The organism is Larkinella insperata, assembly GCF_026248825.1.
Lineage (GTDB): Bacteria > Bacteroidota > Bacteroidia > Cytophagales > Spirosomataceae > Larkinella > Larkinella insperata.
Genome location: NZ_CP110973.1, coordinates 4,541,770 through 4,558,810 on the forward strand (window position 1 = coordinate 4,541,770; position 17,041 = coordinate 4,558,810).

The 17,041-nt window shown below is 57.3% G+C and carries 13 protein-coding genes and 1 pseudogene; 7 read left to right on the forward strand and 7 right to left on the reverse strand.

What is annotated here, in order from left to right; all coding sequences use genetic code 11:
* Positions 1 to 8: 8 nt before the first annotated feature.
* From OQ371_RS18420 to OQ371_RS18440, 5 genes are all read left to right on the forward strand, one after another.
* The gene (locus tag OQ371_RS18420; protein WP_265989694.1) at positions 9 to 761 is read left to right on the forward strand and encodes a phytanoyl-CoA dioxygenase family protein; all 753 of its coding nucleotides are present in this window, start codon (positions 9 to 11) and stop codon (positions 759 to 761) included.
* Position 762: 1 nt separating this feature from the next.
* Complete coding sequence (locus tag OQ371_RS18425) at positions 763 to 1,728, forward strand: NHL repeat-containing protein (protein ID WP_265989695.1); 966 nt, start codon at positions 763 to 765, stop codon at positions 1,726 to 1,728.
* A gap of 61 nt (positions 1,729 to 1,789) precedes the next feature.
* A complete protein-coding gene (locus OQ371_RS18430; RefSeq protein ID WP_265989697.1) occupies positions 1,790 to 2,596 on the forward strand; it encodes an HpcH/HpaI aldolase family protein in 807 nt (268 codons plus the stop codon).
* Position 2,597: 1 nt separating this feature from the next.
* Positions 2,598 to 3,554, forward strand: coding sequence for an aldo/keto reductase (locus OQ371_RS18435; RefSeq protein WP_265989699.1), 957 nt, complete (start codon positions 2,598 to 2,600; stop codon positions 3,552 to 3,554).
* Between the two features lie 28 nt (positions 3,555 to 3,582).
* Complete coding sequence (locus OQ371_RS18440) at positions 3,583 to 4,359, forward strand: SDR family oxidoreductase (protein ID WP_265989701.1); 777 nt, start codon at positions 3,583 to 3,585, stop codon at positions 4,357 to 4,359.
* 16 nt (positions 4,360 to 4,375) lie between these two features.
* On the opposite strand, the gene OQ371_RS18445 is transcribed toward OQ371_RS18440, so the two are convergent.
* The 7 genes from OQ371_RS18445 to OQ371_RS18475 form a co-directional block, all read right to left on the reverse strand.
* Positions 4,376 to 4,999 (reverse strand): response regulator transcription factor, encoded by a 624-nt coding sequence (locus OQ371_RS18445; protein ID WP_265989702.1) that lies wholly within the window; start codon positions 4,997 to 4,999, stop codon positions 4,376 to 4,378.
* Positions 4,989 to 6,992: an ATP-binding protein gene (locus OQ371_RS18450; RefSeq protein ID WP_265989703.1), complete on the reverse strand. Its 2,004-nt coding sequence runs from the start codon at positions 6,990 to 6,992 to the stop codon at positions 4,989 to 4,991. Before OQ371_RS18450 ends, OQ371_RS18445 begins: the two co-directional genes overlap by 11 nt.
* 108 nt (positions 6,993 to 7,100) lie before the next feature.
* Complete coding sequence (locus tag OQ371_RS18455; RefSeq protein ID WP_265989704.1) at positions 7,101 to 8,060, reverse strand: TolB-like translocation protein; 960 nt, start codon at positions 8,058 to 8,060, stop codon at positions 7,101 to 7,103.
* A 227-nt stretch (positions 8,061 to 8,287) separates the two neighbouring features.
* Positions 8,288 to 8,950 carry a GDSL-type esterase/lipase family protein gene (locus OQ371_RS18460; protein ID WP_265989706.1) on the reverse strand — a complete coding sequence of 221 codons (663 nt, stop codon included), beginning with the start codon at positions 8,948 to 8,950 and terminating at the stop codon, positions 8,288 to 8,290.
* 20 nt (positions 8,951 to 8,970) lie between these two features.
* On the reverse strand, positions 8,971 to 9,984 hold the full coding sequence (locus tag OQ371_RS18465; RefSeq protein WP_265989707.1) for a D-2-hydroxyacid dehydrogenase: 1,014 nt from the start codon (positions 9,982 to 9,984) through the stop codon (positions 8,971 to 8,973).
* Between the two features lie 4 nt (positions 9,985 to 9,988).
* Positions 9,989 to 11,245, reverse strand: coding sequence for a mandelate racemase/muconate lactonizing enzyme family protein (locus OQ371_RS18470; RefSeq protein WP_265989708.1), 1,257 nt, complete (start codon positions 11,243 to 11,245; stop codon positions 9,989 to 9,991).
* 15 nt (positions 11,246 to 11,260) lie between these two features.
* Positions 11,261 to 13,090 (reverse strand): hypothetical protein, encoded by a 1,830-nt coding sequence (locus OQ371_RS18475; protein WP_265989709.1) that lies wholly within the window; start codon positions 13,088 to 13,090, stop codon positions 11,261 to 11,263.
* Between the two features lie 377 nt (positions 13,091 to 13,467).
* On the opposite strand from OQ371_RS18475, the gene OQ371_RS18480 reads away from it, so the two are divergent.
* Complete coding sequence (locus tag OQ371_RS18480; protein WP_265989710.1) at positions 13,468 to 13,875, forward strand: hypothetical protein; 408 nt, start codon at positions 13,468 to 13,470, stop codon at positions 13,873 to 13,875.
* A gap of 210 nt (positions 13,876 to 14,085) precedes the next feature.
* Positions 14,086 to 16,686: pseudogene (locus OQ371_RS18485) on the forward strand (efflux RND transporter permease subunit); the annotation flags it as partial.
* Between the last annotated feature and the right edge of the window lie 355 nt (positions 16,687 to 17,041).

Below are 17,041 nucleotides of genomic sequence, written 5' to 3' on the forward strand. Positions count from 1 at the left end.
AAAGCCCCATGGAAACCCTTGACATTACAGCCCTTAAAGAGTCATTCCGGACCGACGGGTACATTTTTCTGCCCGGATTTTTATCCGCCGAAGAAGTTCGGGACCTCAACGAGAACGTGAAAAGCTTCATCCGTAACCAGGTGGCCGACATGCCCCGGGAGCAGGTTTTCTACGAAGACCCGGATGACCCGACCACCCTGAAGCAACTCATCGACATGCAGAAGTACGGTGCGTACTTCGATACCATGCTGAACAACAGCAGGTTCAAAGAACTAGCCGAAACCCTGCTGGAGGACGCGGTGATTCCCAAAACGCTGGAGTATTTCAACAAACCACCCAAAATTGGCAAGCCGACGCCCCCGCACCAGGATAATTATTACTTCATGCTCAAACCGGCCGAAGCCGTGACCATGTGGCTGGCGCTGGAAGACGTGGACGCCGAAAACGGCTGCGTCCGGTACGTGACCGGTTCGCACCACCACGGCGTTCGGCCGCACGGCAGGACCCAGACGCTCGGTTTTTCGCAGGGCATCACGGATTTCTGGAATGAAGACGATCAGGCCAAAGCCGTTGCTTTTCCGGCCCAACCGGGTGATTTGCTGATTCACCATTCCATGACCATCCACTGGGCCGAAGCCAACCGCAGCGAAAGCCGCACCCGCAAAGCCATCGGCCTGATTTACTGGGCCCAGTCGGCGCAGGAAGATACGGAAGCCAAGGCGGCTTACCGGCAGAAATTACAGGCGGAATTGAGTCGCTAAGATGGCCCCGGAAACGCTCGTCATCGGCCACGGATCGCACCGCTACCGGGTTTTCCCGGACTGGGGAACGCTCAATCCGGCAACGCATCCGGTCCAGGATTGCCACGAGATGGTGATTGATGCGCGCGGGCGAATTTTTCTGCTGACCAACGAAACCCGCAACAACATTCTGATTTACGACCGGTCGGGGAAGCTGCTGGACTCCTGGGGTACGGACTATCCCGGTGGTCACGGGTTGACCTTATCGACTGAAAATGGTGAAGAGTTTCTGTTCATCACCGACATTGAGCGGCATCAGGTCATTAAAACGACGCTTGAAGGAAAGGTGGTGATGGTGCTGGATTACCCCCAAGAAACTGGCCAGTATGCAACCGCCGGGGCGTTTTTGCCCACCCAAACCGCCGTCAATCCCGCCAACGGGGATCTGTACGTAACCGATGGGTACGGGATGCAGTACGTCATTCAGTACAACAACCGGGGTGAATACATCCGGCATTGGGGCGGCAAAGGCGACGCGGACGAGCAGTTTGACTGCGTTCACGGCATTGCGCTCGATACCCGGAAACCAGATGAGCCGACGTTGCTGATTACATCCCGGAATCATAACGCGCTGAAACGGTTTACGTTGGACGGGCAATACATCCATACCATTCCGCTGCCCGGTTCCTTCGTCTGCCGACCGGTCATTCACGGCCCGCACATCTTTGCCGCCGTTTTCCGTTCGATCACCAACCGGAATTTCGGATCAGGTTACATCACGATTCTGGACGAAAATGATCGCGTCATCTCGACGCCGGGCGGGACCGAGCCGACTTACGCGGACGGTTCTTTACAGCCACAGGCCCAGGCCCAGGCCCAGCCGGTGTTTGTGCACCCGCACGACGTGTGCATCGACGCCGATGAAAACGTTTACGTTTGCCAATGGAATGCCAACAACGTGTATCCCATGCGTCTACAGCGGGTATAAGAAAGACCCAAAGCCGCTTTTTAGGATACGGTTTTAGAAACGAAATAAACCAATAGGTACCATGAAAATGCGCGAAAGCCGGGTCCTGAAGAAGTTGCGGGCCGGCGAAGTGGTGAGTTGTTTTAAGGTAAATTTTGGCGACGGGCAGGCGTCGGAACTGGCCGCGCTGGCGGGTTTCGACTGCATCTGGATCGACCGCGAACATCAGGCGCAGGACTGGTCGGTAACAAACGCGCACATCTGGGCCACCAAAGCCCACGATACCGACATCATGGTGCGGGTGCCGCGCGGCAGTTACAGCGACTACGTCAAACCGCTGGAACTCGACGCCACCGGGATTCTGGTGCCGCACTGCATGGGCGTGGAAGATGCCAAAAAGGTAGTCCGGATGACCCGGTTTCATCCCACGGGCTTACGCGCCATTGACGGGGGCAGCGCCGACGGTTTGTATACCAACCTAGATTTCAACGAATACTTGCGGCAGGCCAACCAGCAACGGTTTGTCGCCCTCCAGATCGAAGATCCCGAACCGCTCGACGAGCTGGACGAAATTGCTGCCCTGGATGGCGTCGATATGCTGTTTTTCGGCCCCGGTGATTTCAGCCAGGCCATCGGTGCGCCCGGCGAATGGAACCATCCGAAGCTGGTGGACGCCCGCAAGCGCGTGGCCGAAGTTTGTCGGAAACACGGCAAATTTGCCGCCACCACCGGCAGCATTGACCGGCTCGAAGAGTTTGTGAACATGGGCTACCAGTTCGTCAGCGTGGGTGCCGACGTGGTGGGGGTCAGCACCTACTGTCATGGTCTGGTCAGTCGATTCAACCAAGAAACAACCGCAGCCCAACCGGTGCAGGGCGGGTACAAGTAAGATGAGACAACGAGAGTTAGGAGCCACCGGCATTCCGGTTTCCGAACTGGCTTTTGGGGGCGTTGAAATCGGGCTTCCCTACGGCATCGGCGTGAAAGGTGAGGAGGATATGCTTTCGGAGCCAGAAGCGATCCATTTGCTGCACGCGGCCATTGATTCGGGGGTAACTTTTTTCGATACGGCCCGGCTGTACGGAGCCAGCGAAATGATCATGGGCAAAGCGTTCCGGGACCGGCGCGGGCAGGTGATCATCGAAACCAAATGCCGTCAGTTGCGAGACGCCAGCGGGGAGCTTCCGAATCGTGCTACGCTGAAAAAGATTATCAAAACCTCGTTGCAGGAAAGTTTGGCGGCTCTGCAAACCGACTACGTGGATGTTTTCATGCTCCACCAGGCCGATCTGGGCATTTTGACAAACGAAGACATTCCCCTCATTTTTGACGAATTAAAAGCCCAGGGCGCGATTCGCAGCACGGGCGTTTCCACGTATTCCGTCGAAGAAACCAGTCGGGCGATTGAAACCGGGGTGTGGAACGTGATTCAATTACCCTTCAATCTGATGGACCAACGACAGGCGGCTCTGTTTGCGCGGGCGCAGGAAAAAGGCGTCGGCATTGTCATCCGATCGGTTCTGCTGAAAGGCTTGCTTACCAGCAAAGGCGGGCAACTGCACCCGGCCCTGGCGGACGTGGAAAACCACATCCGTCGGTTCGACGATCTGGTTCAGGAGCCGATTCCGGATTTATCCACCCTGGCGATCCGGTTCGCGCTGGCCTTTCCGGAAGTGTCGTCGGTGCTGGTGGGCATCGACAAACTGGCGTATCTGCACCGGGCGCTGGCAGCCGTCAATGGACTTGCCTTAACGACCGAAACCGCCGACCGGGCCCGGCAACTTGCCTACCCCGACCCCACCTTTCTGGACCTGCCGCACTGGGATCGGATGGGCTGGCTGACGTAGCGAAATCTTGGTAAAAACGATTGGTAGTATGCACGTTAACGAATTACTGAGTTTAAAAAATACCGTCAGCCTCGTAACGGGCGGGGCCGGCAACTACGGCAAATGCATTGTGGAAGGCTTGGCCGAAGCCGATTCGACGGTGATTATGGCGTCCCGGAACCTGGCCGCGGGGCAGGAGGTGGCCGCCCGGTTTCGGGAGCAGGGCCTGGCCGTGTACGCGCTCCAGGTCGATCAGGGTGACCCGGCTTCGGTTCGGGCGCTGAAAGAACAGATTCGTGCGCAGTTCGGAAAGCTGGACGTGTTCGTCAACAACGCGGTTTCCCGGCCGATGAAAAGTTACGATGCCCCCATTGCCGATTTTGCGGAATCGATGCGGGTCAACGCCACGGGGTCGATGGACATTTTGCGCGAGATGGCCGACCTGATCGTCGAAAACGGGGGAGGAAGCATCATCAACATCGGTTCCATGATGGGCATGTTTGGGCCGGATTTATCCAATTACGAGGGCACCACGATGGGCACCCCGCCCCCCGATTACTTCTTTCACAACGCCGGTTTGCTTAACCTGACCAAGTACCTGGCGCAGGTGCTGGCCGGGAAAAACGTGCGGGTCAACTGCATCAGCCCCGGCGGGTTGTTCAACCACCAGCCGGAACGGTTTCTGGAGAATTACACCAAGAAAGTGCCGCTGCGACGCATGGCCAATCAAGACGACATCAAGGGCCTGATTGTGCTGCTGGCTTCGCAGGCGGGGGCCTACATCAATGGCGAAAATATCCTGATGGATGGCGGGCTAAATGCCTGAAACCGTTGACGACCCCTCAGATGTACTTTAGCTCCGTTGCCTTGTGGATGAGGGCCGCGGCATTGCTCACGCTAAACTTTTGCAGCAGATTCCGGCGGTGGCTTTCGACGGTTAGGGGGCTGACGAAGATTTTGTCGGCAATTTCCGGCGTAGTCATCCCCTCGGCCAGCATCCGGAGCACCTCTTTTTCTCGCCGGGTGATGATCGGCAGATCGCCCGTGGTGGCGCCCTGCATGATTTCCCGCACGCTTTCACTGAGCGCAATCTTGCCGTCCAGCGCGGTTTCCACGCAGGAAATCAGTTCTTCCGGAGAGGCATTTTTCAGGATGTAACCGGCGGCCCCGCTTTGCAGCATCCGCTGAATGATGCTGTGTTCGTTGTTGTTGCTGATCGCGATCACCTTGCAGGGCGAGCAAACCCGCAGGATTTCTTCGCAGGCCCGGATGCCGTTCATGTCCGGCATGTTGATGTCCAGTAGCACCACCTGCACTGGGTGGTTTTTTACGAACTCAATCCCGTCCGCAGCCGAGGTGAACGCACCCCGTAAGTCGATGTGCGGTATGTCCTGCAACATAAAGGTAAAGCCCTGTAATACAATGGGGTGATCGTCGATGATGATCACGGATACCCTAGTTTCCATTCAAGGGAATGTCTATGTGGAAGGTGGTGCCTTCCCCGGTTTTGGAATCAACGTCCACCGTTCCGTTCAGGATGGTGACCCGGTTTTCGATGTTCGACAGGCCGATGCCTTTCCCGTGACGGGCGGTTTTCGGGTCAAAACCAACGCCGTCGTCCTCCACGGTAATGTAAAGGTGGTTTTCGTTTTCGCTGCACTGCACCACAATGGTTCGGGCCTTGGCGTGTTTGACGGCGTTGGTGAGCAGTTCCTGCACGATCCGGTAGACCGTAATGAGCAGCGCCTGATCGTAGGTTTCCCGGAGGTCGAATGCCTGAAACTGAACGGCGGTCCGGTCGGAGTCGAGGGCGGCACACAAATCCCGCAACGCGGGTTCGAGCCCCATGTAAAGCAGGGATTCCGGCATCATGTTGCGGGCAATGCGCCGGAGTTCGTCCACGGACTGATCGAGTTGGTTGATAACTTTATACAGTTCCATATCGGGTTGTTTGATCGCATCCGGCTGCTTCGTCGCGATGGATGAGAGTTTGAGTTTCACCCCGGCCAGCATACCGCCCAGACCGTCGTGCAGATCCCGGGCAATGCGGTTGCGTTCCTGCTCCTGGCCCTGTAGCATGGCGTTGTACTGGTTAATCTTTTCCCGGTGCCGGATGGCTTTCAGTTCCTGCTGGTGCAACTCCTCGTGTTGCCGGGCCGTTTCCCGGTTTTTGCGGAACAGCTTCCAGCCCAGGTACGACAGCAGCAGCATGACCAGCAGACCTGCTGCCAGGAGCGTAATCGATAACCGGCTGCGTTCAATCCGGGATTGCTGCTGGTGGTTCTGGTCGCGGAGTTTGAGAATCTCGTTTTCCTTCTCGACGGTCTGGAATTTCTTCTCCAGCTCGGCAATGCCCACCGCCGAACCCACCTCGAACACACTGTCTGACAAGGCTGTATACTGATTGAGCCATTGCAGGGCCGACCGGTAATCGCCCAGTTTGGCGTCGGTTTCGGAGAGCTCTTTCAGCAAAAGCCGCCGGTTGTGAGTGTTGCCCGCTTTTTCGAAATACCGGTACGCTTCCAGAATTGCGGGTTTGGCCCGTCGGTAGTCGCCCGCATCCTGAAACAGAATGCATTTTTCAAACAGGATATCGGCCACGTAAAAGTCGTCTCTGAGTTCACGCGCGACGGCCAGCCCCCGGTCGAAGCTGGCCAGCGCTTCCGGATACCGCCGGACGTGCCGGAAGTAATTGCCTTCCGTCCGGTAGAAGGCCGGCAGATAGAGGGAGTGCGGAATGGCGGCTGCCTGCTCCCGGGCGCTGTCGACGTAGCTTTTGGCCCGGTTGTACGCGCGGCTGTACACCGCATTTTTGGCCGCGTTCACAAACGCCGTCAGCTTCTTTTCGTGGGATCCGGGGTAAGCGGCCAGCCCATTCAGCGCCCGCTGGTAATACTGGTCGGCCTTGGCGTAATCCGTCGCGTTCATCAGAACCAGCGCCACGTTGTGGTAATATTCGGCCACCAGCAGGGTATCGTGGGCTTTTTGGGCCAGCGGAATGGCCTTGTTCAGCAGAATAGCCATGTAGGCTTTTTCCTGTTCCGTGGCCTGGAGCAGAATCCCAAAGTTGTTCCAGGTGCGGGCCCGAAACCGGTACGCTTCGCCGTGGTTGTATTTTTTCAGTAGCGTTTCGGTGCGCTGGTATTCCTGTTTGGCCCGTTCGCGGTCTACCCCAAAATAAATTCCGGCGGTGTAAAAATGCCGCAACCCCCGGTAATACGCGTCCTTTTCCGGCATAAGGCGCTGGGCTTCCCGAAGATAGTCAAAGGCTTTACTCGTGTCGCGATCCGACCAGAAATTGCTGATTTCCAGGTAATGACGAATTTTAACGCTGTCGGTTTGGGCCTGACGGGCCAATTTCAGCAAACTGTCCGCGTACAGGGATGCCGGGTCCGGTGCCTGCGAAAAGGCAAAAACCGGAGCCAGAAGCCACACCACCGCCGTCAAAACCTGTTTCATTTAAAAATCGGTTGGTTCACTAGGGACAAAGTAAACCGTTTTTTTACTACCTATCATCCGCTCCCTGCTCGGACCAACCCGAGGACTCGGTCTGCCGGAGTGGTTGCCTCACCGCAGCATGGCCTGCGACCGACTGTTCAATTCGGTATAACTGCCGCTTTCGGGCCACTTTTCGTACAGCCTGATGGCCGTTTGGCTTTTATCGGTTACCTCCACCGGCGCGGTTGCGGCTGACGGAATGAGAAAGATATTGGGTGCTCCCAGGTGATTCTGTTGCTGGCTGGCCCCCTGCAACACCGACAGGTATTTCCCGTCGGGGCTCCAGCAGGGCGAAAACACCTCCAGCGACGAGCGGGTTAGCTGCTTTAGGTCGCTGCCGTCCAGTTTCATGGTCCAGACGTTGCCCGCGTGGTAAAACGCCAGTTTCTGTCCGTCCGGGCTTACGTCGGGTTCCCGCACGGCGCCCGTCAGTTTTTTAAGGGTGGAGCCGCCGGTTAATTCTTTGTTGGTCAGGGCGATTTCGCCACCAGTGTTCGTCAGCACCAACCGGCCATCGGGTGTCCAGGCGTAGTGGCTGACTCCGCTCATAGCGGTAATCACGGCGCCATTGCGTCCATAAATAACCATCACATCGTCGGTGAGCTTTTTGGTGGCAAACTTTGATTTATCCGGTGCGATTTTGACGTTGACGTAACTCTCCAGGGTTGGGAAAGCCAGCACGCGCCGACCGGACGGGTCCATCACCCGGATTTCGTACACGTTCCGGCCGGTGTTGCTGTCGTAATCGAAAACGTTGAACGCAATTTCCCGGCCATCCCGCGAAACGTCCACCGACCGCGACTGATCGGGCTTGTCGTCGCTTCCTCCAATGGCGGTGATCACGCCCGTGCCCAAGTTGATTTTCTGGATGTTTTGGTGTCTGAAAAAATACAGGTCGTTTTTTACGGGTAAATTGGGCCAGCCCGGAACCGACTCGCCCACCTCGTCGGATTTACAGGCGAACAGGCCGATCAGAAACACGAAAAAAAGACCCCGTATACCCGAATTAACTACGCTGGTCGAATTCATAGGATACTGGTTTTGGTTGCTCTGTAAGCCAATTCGTCCAGGCTCTGGTTGAATCCATTTCGATGAGGATAAACCAGCGCCTGAACGCTACCGGCAAAAGTAGGCCGGGGCGTCGGGCCGGTCAATCCACGAAAACCAGTAATTTCTGTCCGGGGAAGGGATAATGGGGGAAGAAAGACCGCCCAAACCGCTTGGGGAGCGCTGCTCGGCGGGCCTTCGGTCGGTTCTTACCGGATGTATTTTCCGGCCCGCAACACGTCGGCCCATTTGCGGTAACCCGCCAGCGTCAGGTGAACGCCATCCCAGGTGAATTCTTTTTTGAGTTTGCCGCTTTCATCGACGAAGTGGGGGTGGAGATCAACAACGTCGAAGCCCTCCGCCGGAGCCATTTCCTTCAGCGCCTGGTTCAGATACCGGATGTGCTCTTCTTTTTTGTAGTGATTTTTCAGCTTCTGAAAGGTGTCGTTGGTCGGCAGCAACGTCTGGAAATAAATCCGGGTGTTGGGGGCGCCCGTTTTTAACCGGCGAGCCATCCGCCGGTAATTCCGGAGAATCACGGAATCGGGAATGTTTCGGGCCAGGTCGTTGATGCCGATCAGGATGAATACGCTGGCGGGGCGGCCCTGGATGACTTCGTCCAGCCGTTCCAGCATGCCAAAGGTGATATCGCCCGGAATGCCGCGGTTTTTGTACCGGGTGTTACCGAGCAGGTCGCTCCAATCCGCCCAGAAGGTCAGGCTGTTGCCCAGAAACACCACGTCCTTGCGGGAATGGGGTAGTGAGCGGAATAGATCGACCCGGGCGCCGTAAATATCGGGCCGAACGGTGCTGTCCCAGCGGACTTCCTGAGCCACAGATACGCTGGCCGAAAGCCAGAAAAGAAGGAGCATTAACCCGTTTGGTTTCATTCTCAATGGCCCGCCAGTTGGTCGGCCGTCAGTTCATTCAGCAGCGTTGCGCCTTGTTGATACCGTTTTACATTCTCTAAAAAGATCGACGAAACCCGTTCCAGAAACCGGGGACTTAAGCTGGAACCGGAAATGTGGGGCGTCAGGAAGACGTTCGGAAACGCCCAGAGCGGATGATCCGGCGGCAGCGGGTACTGGTAGTGGGTGTCGAGGGCGGCACCCGCAATCCAGCCTTCCTGCAACGCCTTCAGCAACGCGGTCTCCTGAATCAGCGGCCCCCGGGCGGGGTTCAGAACAAAAGCCGTTGGTTTTAGCAGCCGGAGTTCTGCCTCCCCAACCAGGCCCGTGGTGGTGGCGGTTTGCGGAAGGGCCATCACCAGAAAGTCTACACTCCTGAGAAAGTCTTCTTTTTCGGGGCCGTAAAAAATCCGGTCGGGGAGGGTGCCTTCCGGGTCGCCGGTGCCGGGTACGCAAAACTCCGTTTCCCGCTTCTGGACGGGCTGGCGAACCAGCACGTGAACCGTCATGCCCAGCGCCTTGGCCAGCCGGGCCGTTTCGCGCCCAATGCCGCCGTAGCCCCAGATGCCCACCACCGAACCGCGAATTTCGTGCTGAAACCGCGCCGACCGGTCCCAGATGCGGCCCTCCTGATTTCGAACCAGTCCGCGCAGGTCCCGGGCCAGGTTGATCATCATGGCGATGTTCCATTCGGCAATCGGCACGTCGAACACGCCCAGCGAGTTGCAGGCCCGGATACCCCGCTCCCTCAGGTTTTTGCCAAACAACTGGCTGTAGCCCGCCGAGCTGATCTGCACCAGCTTCAGCCGCTGCATTTCAGCGTGGTTTTCGGGCAGAAACGTGCAGAAGAGAACCTCGCAATCCTGAATCTGGGCCGTTGGCAGGGGGCGCGTTTTTTCCTCCGGCCGGGCTACCACGTCCACAGAAACGCCCGGAAGCTCCCGCAACTGCCGAAGCACCGGTTCGTGGATCGGCATATCAATCAGAACGTTCAGCATGGTTTCAGGTCGTCAGAATTTTACCGGGAACGCTGTTGAATTCGCCGGTGCCGGGGATGAACGGAAATCGTCGGATGGTTTCGTCGCGTAACTCAATGCCCAGACCCGGTTTCTCGGGGCGCTGGATGTACCCGTTTTTCAGGTGCAGACTATCGCCAATTACTTCGCTGTGGAGCGGACCGTAAGCCGGTGCAACTTCCAGAATAACCGTGTTGGGGCAGGCAAAACCGGCGTGAATGTTCTGCATCTGCGAGCCGCCCGCCCCCCAGGCGTGGGGCGCAATTTTCTGCCCGCGTTGCGCCAACCGGGAAGCCACCTGCATGAATTGATCCATTCCGGCGGTAAACGAAGCGTCCGGCTGACCCACGCCAAAGCTGTCCTGTTCGATGAAGGTCTGCCATTCGCATACGGCCGTCAGGCACTCGCCCCCGGCAATCACGGTTTTGGTGTTTCGGCGGAGTTCGGCGTAGAGGTCGGGCCGGGTGTAGTGGAGCGGTTCTTCCAGAAAAAACAGGTGGTACGGCTCCAGCGCCCGGGCCACGGCGGTGGCGGTTTCGAGGTCCCAGGTCAGCGTTGGGCTGTTGCCCATGTGGGCGTCAAACAAGAGCCGGAGGTCATTGCCAAACTGCTGGCGGACGAAGTCGGCTTTCCGGGCCTCCAGGTCAGCCGCTTCGGCCGGATCAACCGAAATCTCAAAACCCCGGTCTTTCCAGTACGCCCCCGCACCAATCTTGACGCCCTGAAAGCCGAGCGACTGGTAGAACGCAATTTTATCGGCCAGCTTTTCCAGCGGATAGTTGCTCGGCCCGCCCGTCGCGTAGGCGGGTAGTTCGGTTGGCTCCTTCCCTTGATCCGCAGCCGTTTCGGGAAAACCGCCTTGCCAGGAATCCGCCAGGAGCCGGTAAACCGGTACGCCCAGGGCTTTGCCTTTCAGATCCCACAAAGCGGCTTCGATGCCCGCCAGCACGATGGCCCCCAGACCAACCCGGCACCAGAAATTACCACACTGGTACATGCGCTGCCAGAGCGCGGGAATGTCGTCGACGGTATTTCCGAGGAGAATTGGTTTGAAAAAATCCACGATGGCGGGTACGCCTTCCGGGAAGAAATAACCCGCGTAGGTTTCGCCCAGGCCCGTCAGACCGGCGTCCGTTTCGATGCGAATAAAAGCCGCGCTCCGCAGTTGGCGGGCTTCGGAAAGATACGGGTCGCCCGTGCAGGGACCCGTCAGCAAAATCGTTTGAACGTCCGTAATTTTCATGAATCGGTCTGGCGGTTATACCGTTTTGGCCTGCACGGCCAGCTCGATAGCGGCCACCGTAATAGGATCTTTACTTTGGTTTTCAACCACGATTTTGTTCCAGCCGTCGGTCAGTAGCGCAACCGGGAACCGGTAGTTGTAGCCTACGTGGTCGCTGGTGTGGTGGGTGAGCGACCCGCACGGCATGAGCAGTTTGTTGGTGGACTGGCTGGTAAGATTGGGCCAGCAGCCGTTCACCGAAACGGGCATGTACCCTGGTTTGTCGCCCGCTTTGAGCACCACCTGAACGACCAGCTCCAGACTCTGATTGTCGGGTTCGGCGCACATGGCCAATTGGAACGGTCGCTGGGCAAAGGGGCCGATGCTGGCGGGGAGCTGGGCGGGGAGTTCAAACGGGGTGGGGTTGAAAAACTGGGCTGCTGTACTGAAACAATAGTGTTTGGGTTTGCCGCGCAGAAAGTCGAGCTTATGAATGTCGCGCAGGGCCGTGTAGTCGGCTTTAATGCCCGACAGCCGGTTCTGGTCGGAACAGAAAAAATTAAACCATTCGATGCCGTGCACGCCCATCGCCAGCTTACCGGCCGCGTTGGCCCGCTCAATTTCGGGGCTGGCCCCAATGTAGCGCATCCGTTCCCGGACGGTTTCAGCTTCGTTCTGGGTAGGCAGGCTGTTGGCTCCGTCGTCTACGGAACCGTAGATGACTACGCGGTCGCCCAGGCGTTTGCGGAATTCGTCGTGGGGCATGTCCCAGGTGGTGGCCCAGAATCCCGCCGGAATGATAAAATCGAGCGTTCCTTCCTGACACAATGTCACCACATCCACGCCAATGGCTTTGAGTTGGTCCAGTGCGCCTGGAATGCGCATCCCGAGTGGATACGGCTTTCCGGTTTTTTTGGCCTGCCGCTGCGTCAGGGCGCGAATCTGGCGAAACCAGTCGTTCATCACGGCGACGGTTTCGGGCGATGCGCCAGGCTCGCAGCAGAGCGGTTGCCGCCACCAGTCCAGCTCCAGCCCTTCAAAATCGTAATCCTCCACCACTTCCCGAATCTGCTCCATCATCATGGTGCGCACTTCCGGCTTTTCGTAATTGAAACCCTGCCGGTCGTGGGTGTTCTGCAACCCATAATACGCCCGTTGCAGCCGCATTTCCTTTTGTTTGAACAGCGGATGGTTAAAAAAGCTGCCCTCGGGGTTGCGGCTGCCGTGCATGTCGTTCATCCGGATGCTGACCCAGGGCGCGATTTTCCGGCGCCGGCACGCTTTGGACGTTTCGGCCAGCCAGTCCACGCCCGAGTCAATCAAATCCTGGTAGCGGTTCATGAACAGCGTGAAGTTGTCGAGAAACTCTTCCACGGCTTCGGGTTCCGTGATGCCCTGACAAATGGCGTGGCCCCGGAAATAGTCGCGGTCACCGCGCTTGTAGCCGTCGAGGATGCTGGGGAATTTCTTGCTGGGATACCAGGCCCGGTTTGCGTTGGCGTTGATGACGAAGGTGTCAATCCCGTTGTCGGCCAGCAGGTCTACGTAGCGGTGAATGGCCTTGGCCTGAAACGGCCCGCCCACGACGGTGGGTTTGGCGTTCGGTTTGCCGGTGCGCGGATTGACAACGGTCTTGAGCGAAAAGTCTTCGGGCTGCCAGAGTTCGGGGTTGTAAAAATAAACGCAGGTGTCGCCGTTGAACAGGTTACGGTGTTTATCCAGGCTGGTTTTCCTGGGCGGAACGGGCGGTGTAACCGCATTGTCCGGGCTGGCGCTGAGTAGGTGGGGCAGGGTGGGGATGGTGGCCGCACGGAGGAGGCCGGTGCGTAAAAAGTTACGGCGGTTTTTAGGATGCTCGGTAGACATGCGCTGGTTGGTTGGCTTCGTCCGTTGAGAAAAGGGCGTTCCGTACCCGAAATAAAGACACCGGGGGGCCGCGGAACGATCCCTGAGCAAAAGTATCCGTTTTAAGCCCGTTAGTCTTTTACAATCTTATTCATTTGTGATACTATTTTTCAGATTGTTGGGCTCCGGGAAGCGAAGCCGGTTTTACGCGTTCTGCTCAAGTGTTGAAAATCGGGCTGGCGATCTACACAAACAAGGCATACACGGGGGGATAAGTTGGAAAAAGTAAATAATAAATAGCAGGGAACTAATAGATTTTGTACAATAAAGACCAACGGACTCGGCTTTTCAAACGACGGTTTATCTTTGTAAATCGTACCATTACCGGCTGAGGGTTGATGCGCACAAAACAAACATACGGCTCCTTTCTCCGTCGGCTGGTTTGCCTGCTGATGAGCCTGCATGTGCTTAACCTCAGTATTGATACCCCCGATCAGTACGGCTCAACTTTCCAACGGCTCCACCGGGTGGAGGATTTGTCCATCAACGACATCGAAAGCTACACGGAGTTTTTTCTGGAAGTCTGCTTTGGAATTGACGATGCTATTCCCGAACACGACGAACCCGACGACGACTCCGACCTGCTGAAACTGAAACAGGATTATTTCTTCTTTGCAAAAGCCTTCGCCTTTACGCCCGCGCTGCCGTGGGTGCACCGGAAGCTTGCCCGATTTACGCAATACCAAACCGGCCGCGCCCCGATGCACGTGCTGGATATTCCTTCACCGCCCCCCCAGTTCGTTTGAAAAGAGCATAAGGCATAGGGCTGCCAGCGAACCAAAACCCAATCGGTGTTTGGGCGGCTGGGTATGCCCAACTGCGGTCCAGTCGTCGGGTTTTCCTCAGAAGCCCGAACGATCGGTGTTGCTTTCTGCCATCCATCCGGCTTGGCTGGTTGCTTAACGCGAGCGCAACCGGATGGCCTTCATGAATTCATCCATTCAAACGAATTTTAAATGTTTACGATATTCATTCGGCGCCCGCTGCTGGCGTCGGTTATTTCTGTATTGATTACGCTGCTGGGGCTGCTGGCGCTCAGTGGTCTGCCCGTCACGCAGTTTCCCGATATTGTTCCCCCCTCAGTTACGGTGACGGCTACGTATACCGGCGCCAACGCGGAAGTCTGTACCAAAGCCGTGGCCACGCCCCTGGAACGGGCCATCAACGGGGTGCCGGGCATGACCTACATGAATACGGTATCAAGCAACGACGGAACGACGCTGATTCAGGTTTTCTTCAACGTCGGCACCGATCCGGATATGGCCGCCATGAACGTGCAAAACCGCGTGACCTCGGTGCTGGACGAACTGCCCGCCGAGGTGATCAAAGCCGGGGTGATTACCGAAAAAGAAGTGAACAGTATGCTGCTGTACCTCAATTTGTTCAGCACGGATTCCGATATGGACGAGAAGTTTATCTACAACTTCGCCGATATCAATATTCTGGCCGAACTCAAGCGGATCGAGGGCGTGGGATTTGCCGACATCATGGGCGCCCGCGAGTATTCAATGCGGGTGTGGCTCAAACCCGACCGCATGACCGTGTACAACATCTCCGCCGAGGAAATTGTCGAAGCCATCCAGAAGCAGAACGTTGAAGCGGCCCCCGGCAAAGCGGGCGAAAGCGCCGACCGCAAACCGCAGGTGCTCCAGTACGTGATGCGGTATACCGGCAAGTTTAACGAACCGCAGCAGTACGAAAACCTGGTGTTGCGGGCCGATCCGGACGGCTCCATGCTGCGCCTGAAGGACGTGGCCGAGATCGAATTTGGCTCGGCCGATTACAGCGTTACCTCGAAAACCGACGGGCGGCCTGGCGCGTCCATCATGCTGAAACAACGCCCCGGTTCCAACGCCCGCGACATCATCAACAACGTCAAAAAGCGCATGGCCGAAATCAAGGAGCGGTCGTTTCCGGCCGGGATGACCTACAACTTCGCCTACGATGTGTCGCGGTTTCTGGATGCTTCCATTCACGAGGTGGTGCAGACACTGCTGGAAGCTTTTGTGCTGGTGTTTCTGGTCGTTTTTCTGTTTTTGCAGGACTGGCGGTCTACGCTGATCTGCGCGCTGGTGGTGCCGGTGGCCCTGATCGGCACGTTTGCCTTCATGAGCCTGATCGGTTTTTCCATCAACCTGCTCACGCTGTTCGCGCTGGTGCTGGCCATCGGTATTGTGGTCGACGACGGGATCGTGGTGGTGGAAGCCGTTCACGCCAAAATGACCGAGGACCATCTGCCGCCCGTTGAAGCCACGATGGCGGCCATGAAAGAGATCAGCAGCGCCCTGATTGCCATCACGCTGGTGATGTCGGCGGTGTTTGTCCCCGTAGCGTTTCTCTCCGGGCCGGTCGGGATTTTCTACCGGCAGTTTTCGCTCACGCTGGCCGTCGCCATCCTGATTTCGGGGGTAAACGCCCTGACGCTGACGCCCGCCCTGTGCGCGCTGCTGCTGCAACCGGGTCACGCCCAGGCTTCGTCGGGCGTGCTGGGCCGGTTTTTTGCCGCTTTCAACCGCGGGTTTGACGCGATGACGGGGCGGTACCAGCGGTTGCTGCGCAAAATGGCCCGCCGGGGTGCCGTAACGATTGCCCTGCTGCTGGCCTTTGGCCTCGGCACCTGGAGCATCAGCCGGGTATTGCCCAGCGGCTTTATTCCCACCGAAGACCAGGGAATGATTTACGCCAACGTGACGACGCCCGCGGGTGCTACGGTGCAGCGGACGGAAGACGTGCTGGACAAAATTCAGAAAATAGCCGCCGGAATCGAAGGAGTGGAGAACGTATCGACGCTGTCGGGCTTCAGCCTGATGACCGACGGAGCCGGGGCTTCCTACGGCATGGGGATGATCAACCTCAAAGACTGGAAAGACCGCAACCTGTCCGTCGACGACGTGATTGCCCAACTGGAAACCAGGACCCGGCACATTCAGGACGCCAGCATCCAGTATTTTTCACCCCCGACGGTGCCGGGCTTCGGAAATTCGAGCGGTTTTGAACTCCGGATGCTGGACCGAACCGGCACGGGCGATTTGCAGAAGACCAAAAAAGTAGCCGATGACTTTATTACCGCCCTGAAAAAACGCCCCGAGATCAGCGATGCCTTTACCAGCTTTAACCCGGATTACCCGCAGTACATGCTGCACGTCGACCAGGACAAGGCCGCCCAGAAAGGCGTTTCGATTGAAAACGCGATGAACACGCTGCAAACGCTGATGGGCAGTCTGTACGCTACGAACTTCATTCGCTTCGGGCAGATGTACCGGGTTTTTGTACAGGCCGCGCCCGAATACCGGGCCAAGCCGGAGGACGTTCTTTCGCTGTACGTGAAAAATGAGGAGGGCGAAATGGTGCCTTACTCCAACTTCGTCAGCCTGGAACGGGTGTACGGCCCCGAGCAGCTGACGCGGTACAACATGTATACTTCGGCGCTCATCAACGGCGATGCGGCCAAGGGCTACAGCAGCGGAGACGCCTTGCGGACGGTGGACGAAGTGGCCCGGCAGACGTTGCCCAACGGCTTTTCGTACGAGTGGTCGGGTATGTCGCGGGAGGAGCTTTACCCAAAAGTAGCAGGAGTTGACTCATTTGTGACAGGCTTTGGGGGCAAAGACCCCGACCTTTGATTCATCCAAACAGAACAACAACACTCAAAACAACATACGCCATGAAAGCCCTGATCAACACCCTGCTCGTCGCCCTGACCGGTTTCCCCACTGTAAAGAAAGACCGGTCCGCCCCGACCGGTCTTTCTCGTTAGATTTAAACGGGCCGGGCACCTGAACTCAGCAAACCTTTTGTATTTTGCTCCTTCGTTGCCGCCCGCCAACCCGCTCCGCATCAGCAGAGCTTACGGTTTTGCCGGCTTCGTACACCGATGCTGCCTGCCGCAGCGAACCGACCCTTTACGCTGAT

Excerpts from the sequence above, each read along its gene's own strand:
- OQ371_RS18425 (WP_265989695.1), top strand. The coding sequence starts at position 763 with ATGGCCCCGGAAACGCTCGTCATCGGCCACGGATCGCACCGCTACCGG.
- OQ371_RS18465 (WP_265989707.1), bottom strand. The coding sequence starts at position 9,984 with ATGCTGAACGTTCTGATTGATATGCCGATCCACGAACCGGTGCTTCGG.
- OQ371_RS18450 (WP_265989703.1), bottom strand. The coding sequence starts at position 6,992 with ATGAAACAGGTTTTGACGGCGGTGGTGTGGCTTCTGGCTCCGGTTTTT.
- OQ371_RS18440 (WP_265989701.1), top strand. The coding sequence starts at position 3,583 with ATGCACGTTAACGAATTACTGAGTTTAAAAAATACCGTCAGCCTCGTA.
- OQ371_RS18460 (WP_265989706.1), bottom strand. The coding sequence starts at position 8,950 with ATGCTCCTTCTTTTCTGGCTTTCGGCCAGCGTATCTGTGGCTCAGGAA.
- OQ371_RS18420 (WP_265989694.1), top strand. The coding sequence starts at position 9 with ATGGAAACCCTTGACATTACAGCCCTTAAAGAGTCATTCCGGACCGAC.
- OQ371_RS18445 (WP_265989702.1), bottom strand. The coding sequence starts at position 4,999 with ATGGAAACTAGGGTATCCGTGATCATCATCGACGATCACCCCATTGTA.
- OQ371_RS18480 (WP_265989710.1), top strand. The coding sequence starts at position 13,468 with ATGCGCACAAAACAAACATACGGCTCCTTTCTCCGTCGGCTGGTTTGC.
- OQ371_RS18470 (WP_265989708.1), bottom strand. The coding sequence starts at position 11,245 with ATGAAAATTACGGACGTTCAAACGATTTTGCTGACGGGTCCCTGCACG.
- OQ371_RS18475 (WP_265989709.1), bottom strand. The coding sequence starts at position 13,090 with ATGTCTACCGAGCATCCTAAAAACCGCCGTAACTTTTTACGCACCGGC.
- OQ371_RS18435 (WP_265989699.1), top strand. The coding sequence starts at position 2,598 with ATGAGACAACGAGAGTTAGGAGCCACCGGCATTCCGGTTTCCGAACTG.
- OQ371_RS18430 (WP_265989697.1), top strand. The coding sequence starts at position 1,790 with ATGAAAATGCGCGAAAGCCGGGTCCTGAAGAAGTTGCGGGCCGGCGAA.
- OQ371_RS18455 (WP_265989704.1), bottom strand. The coding sequence starts at position 8,060 with ATGAATTCGACCAGCGTAGTTAATTCGGGTATACGGGGTCTTTTTTTC.